Origin of the sequence: Methylobacterium cerastii, assembly GCF_022179125.1 — a bacterium.
In the GTDB taxonomy this organism is placed as follows: domain Bacteria; phylum Pseudomonadota; class Alphaproteobacteria; order Rhizobiales; family Beijerinckiaceae; genus Methylobacterium; species Methylobacterium cerastii.
On the sequence record NZ_BPQG01000091.1, the window covers coordinates 1 to 3,004 of the forward strand.

A 3,004-nucleotide genomic window follows, 5' to 3' on the forward strand; every position below is an offset into this window, starting at 1 on the left:
ATGGCGATTATATCGTTGACACATACGGGTGGCAGGAGTAGGTTTTAGCTCAAGGAGTTAGACCGATGTCCGCGCTTTCCGCCCCCTTCTTCCACGACGAAGCCGCCGCTTTCGGCAAGCTGGAAAGCGTCCTCTGGGCTGATGGCCCGGTGTGCCCTCACTGCGGCGGTATGGGTCGGATCACTGCCGTTAAGGGCGGTCGGATGGGTCTGCGTCGCTGCGGCGACTGCAAGAAGCAGTTCACCGTCACGGTCGGCACGGTGTTCGAGTCCAGTCATGTGAAGCTACATCTGTGGCTCCAGGCTGCGCACCTGATGTGCTCCAGCAAGAAGGGCTTCTCCGCCCACCAGCTTCACCGCACCCTCGGCGTCACCTACAAGACGGCTTGGTTCATGGCCCACCGCCTGCGTGAGGCCATGCGCGATGGCTCTCTCGCTCCCATGGGCGGCATCGACGGCATGCCCGGCGCTGGTGGCATCGTTGAGGCTGACGAGACCTTCATCGGTCGCGAGCCCGGCGTGCCGAAGGCCCGCGCTTATCACCACAAGATGAAGGTGCTGTCCCTGCTCGACCGTGACGCCGGCAAGGTCCGCTCCGTCGTCGTGGACGACATCAAGCCTGAGACCCTTCGCCCGATCATCGAAGCGAACATTCTCAAGGAAGCCAGCCTCTTCACCGATGAGTCCAGCATCTACACGAAGGTCGGCACCACGTTCGCTGACCACCAGATGACGACCCACTCGGCCAAGGAGTACGTCCGTGGCATTGTCCACACGAACACTGTTGAGGGCTACTTCTCGGTCTTCAAGCGCGGCATGAAGGGCGTGTATCAGCACTGCGGTAAGCAGCACCTGCACCGCTACCTTGCCGAGTTCGACTTCCGGTACAACAACCGGGTGAAACTGGGCGTGAACGACGTGGAGCGGGCTGATCGGGCGTTGCAGGGCATCGTCGGCAAGCGCCTCACGTACGTCGCTTCACGGAGCGCTTGAACGCGCGTACAATCGCGGAATGTGCCCGCGTCATGTTCCCATCTTGTTCCGTCTCGTTCGGACCTCTATATCGAACGAAGGAGACCGATATGTTCGATAAAGAGAAATTCAAAGCGCTGATCCACTATGCCATCGCTCGCGTTGAGGATCCGAAAAATCTCGGGGCTATAAAGCTCAACAAGATTTTATGGTATGTTGATGGAAATATTTTCATTCGCAGTGGCCTGTCTTTGACGGGTGCTCGCTATGTCAAGCAGCCTATGGGGCCGGTTCCGAAGGCTATGCTGCCGATATTGCAGGAAATGCAGCGCGACGGACTGATCCGCATAGATGAAGTTTCATACTATGGCAAGACTAAGAAGCAGTATACGTCACTTGTAGAGCCTAGGACGGCTTCATTCTCTTCCGATCATTTAGAAATTATAAACCATGTAGTTGATGCTATATCCAAGCGACATACGGGTGCTTCTATCAGCGAGGCTACTCATGGGAACGCTTGGAAGCTGGCGGAAATGGGAGAGGAAATTCCCTTCCATGCAGCAATGATTGATGATCTTGCTGACGTTAGTGACGAAGATGCCGCCTGGGCTTTACGTCGAATGGAAGCGGGTGACGCGCAGCTTGTTGCATAAGGAACTAGGATGGCCCGCGAACGTCCAATTATCGAGCAAATCTACGTCATTGAGGTAATAAATCAGTCCCATGCCACTTACTCGCGTTTCCACGACATATATGACGGACTTACGTGGATACTAAGTCGCGACCCATCAGCAGACAAATCCAGGGAAATAGCCCCTGGAGTATTTATGGTAAAGACTGCTCCGCTTAATTTTCCAGGCTTTTGCGTTATAACATTAGTGTATACACTGGAAGGGGATGGCGATGACCAGACAATCATCATCGAAGATATCCGCGTTGAGCCAATTTAACGGCGAATAGAAAGCGGATGCTATCGCGTCGCGGGCGAAGCTGGACAAACGCCCGGCAAGCTTGGCGCCGAGAAGCTGACGCATGAGGAACAGCGGTCGATTTAACTGCCTTTCTGGGCCGCAGGATCACCAAGGCGATGCCACGCCTCGCGGTACTCCGGCTTGTCGTAGGCTTTCGCCTGTAGCCAGTAAGACACCTTCCCGTCCTTCTCCCCGCGGTGCGCGCCGTCCCGCACCTCGTCCAGGGTCAGCACGAAGCAGATCGGCTTGTCCGAGTTCGCCTCAATTGTGACGACCCACCACCGCGAGCGAAGGGTGTCGAGGCTGAGCCCCAAGGGCACTGGTACCCGCTTGGACAGCGCCTTAGATTGGATCGGCAGCACCATCCGCTCATCGGCGCTCGCGGCGTAGAGGTCGGCGCCACGTGCATTGCGGACCGTTGGCATGACGTGCCAGCCGCGCCGGGATAGCTCGCGCGCTACGTGATAGAGGCCAGCATTGCTGGTCAGGTGAACGGCCAACGTGCCCTCTCAACGCCCGTGGCTTCCGCCTGCAACCGCGCAGGCCTACATTGGAGCCGACGACCGTAGGAACGCAACATGTCGACAGACACGAAGCCACAATCCAAACCCAGCAAGCTCGGCGCCGAGAAGCTGACGCCTGAGGAACAGCGCCGCCGGTTCATCGAAGCCGCGCACGAGGCTGGTGCCAGCGAGGATGAGGCGGAGTTTGATGCGGCGTTGAAGCGGATCGCGAAGCCGAAGGTGCTCGCCGGCAGCGGTACGGAGTGAAGACCAAGGTTCCGCTGCGGTGGTACGACCCGATCGTTGCAGCCGTACTTGGTCTCGCACTCGGCGGATTTGGGTTTGGGTATGTGCCCTGCCTATCCATGGATAGGCCAGATGGTCCGTGTTGGGCGGCAGGCGCGCTCGGGACTGCGTCGGCGTTCGCGGACCTAAAAGTGTGGGTGTCCAGCCCTAACTTGATTATGGCGCTTTGGGTCTCCGCCGCGGCGGCCCTTGCCTTGTTCGTGATCGCAGCCGCCCGCCTGATCACGGCGTATGTGCGAACGGTATAATCGCC

4 protein-coding genes are annotated in these 3,004 nt (G+C 58.1%); 3 read left to right on the forward strand and 1 reads right to left on the reverse strand.

Features of this window, described 5'->3' with window-relative positions; all coding sequences use genetic code 11:
* Positions 1-65: 65 nt before the first annotated feature.
* Positions 66-992 carry an IS1595 family transposase gene (locus MFF13_RS23440; protein ID WP_238273073.1) on the forward strand — a complete coding sequence of 309 codons (927 nt, stop codon included), beginning with the start codon at positions 66-68 and terminating at the stop codon, positions 990-992.
* 89 nt (positions 993-1,081) lie between these two features.
* Positions 1,082-1,624, forward strand: a complete 543-nt coding sequence (locus tag MFF13_RS23445; protein ID WP_238273074.1) for a Panacea domain-containing protein — start codon at positions 1,082-1,084, stop codon at positions 1,622-1,624.
* Between the two features lie 398 nt (positions 1,625-2,022).
* Here the strand turns inward: MFF13_RS23445 and MFF13_RS23450 are convergent, their stop codons facing one another.
* A complete protein-coding gene (locus MFF13_RS23450; RefSeq protein ID WP_238273075.1) occupies positions 2,023-2,442 on the reverse strand; it encodes a hypothetical protein in 420 nt (139 codons plus the stop codon).
* 78 nt (positions 2,443-2,520) lie between these two features.
* On the opposite strand from MFF13_RS23450, the gene MFF13_RS23455 reads away from it, so the two are divergent.
* Complete coding sequence (locus tag MFF13_RS23455) at positions 2,521-2,712, forward strand: hypothetical protein (RefSeq protein ID WP_238273076.1); 192 nt, start codon at positions 2,521-2,523, stop codon at positions 2,710-2,712.
* Positions 2,713-3,004 lie beyond the last annotated feature (292 nt).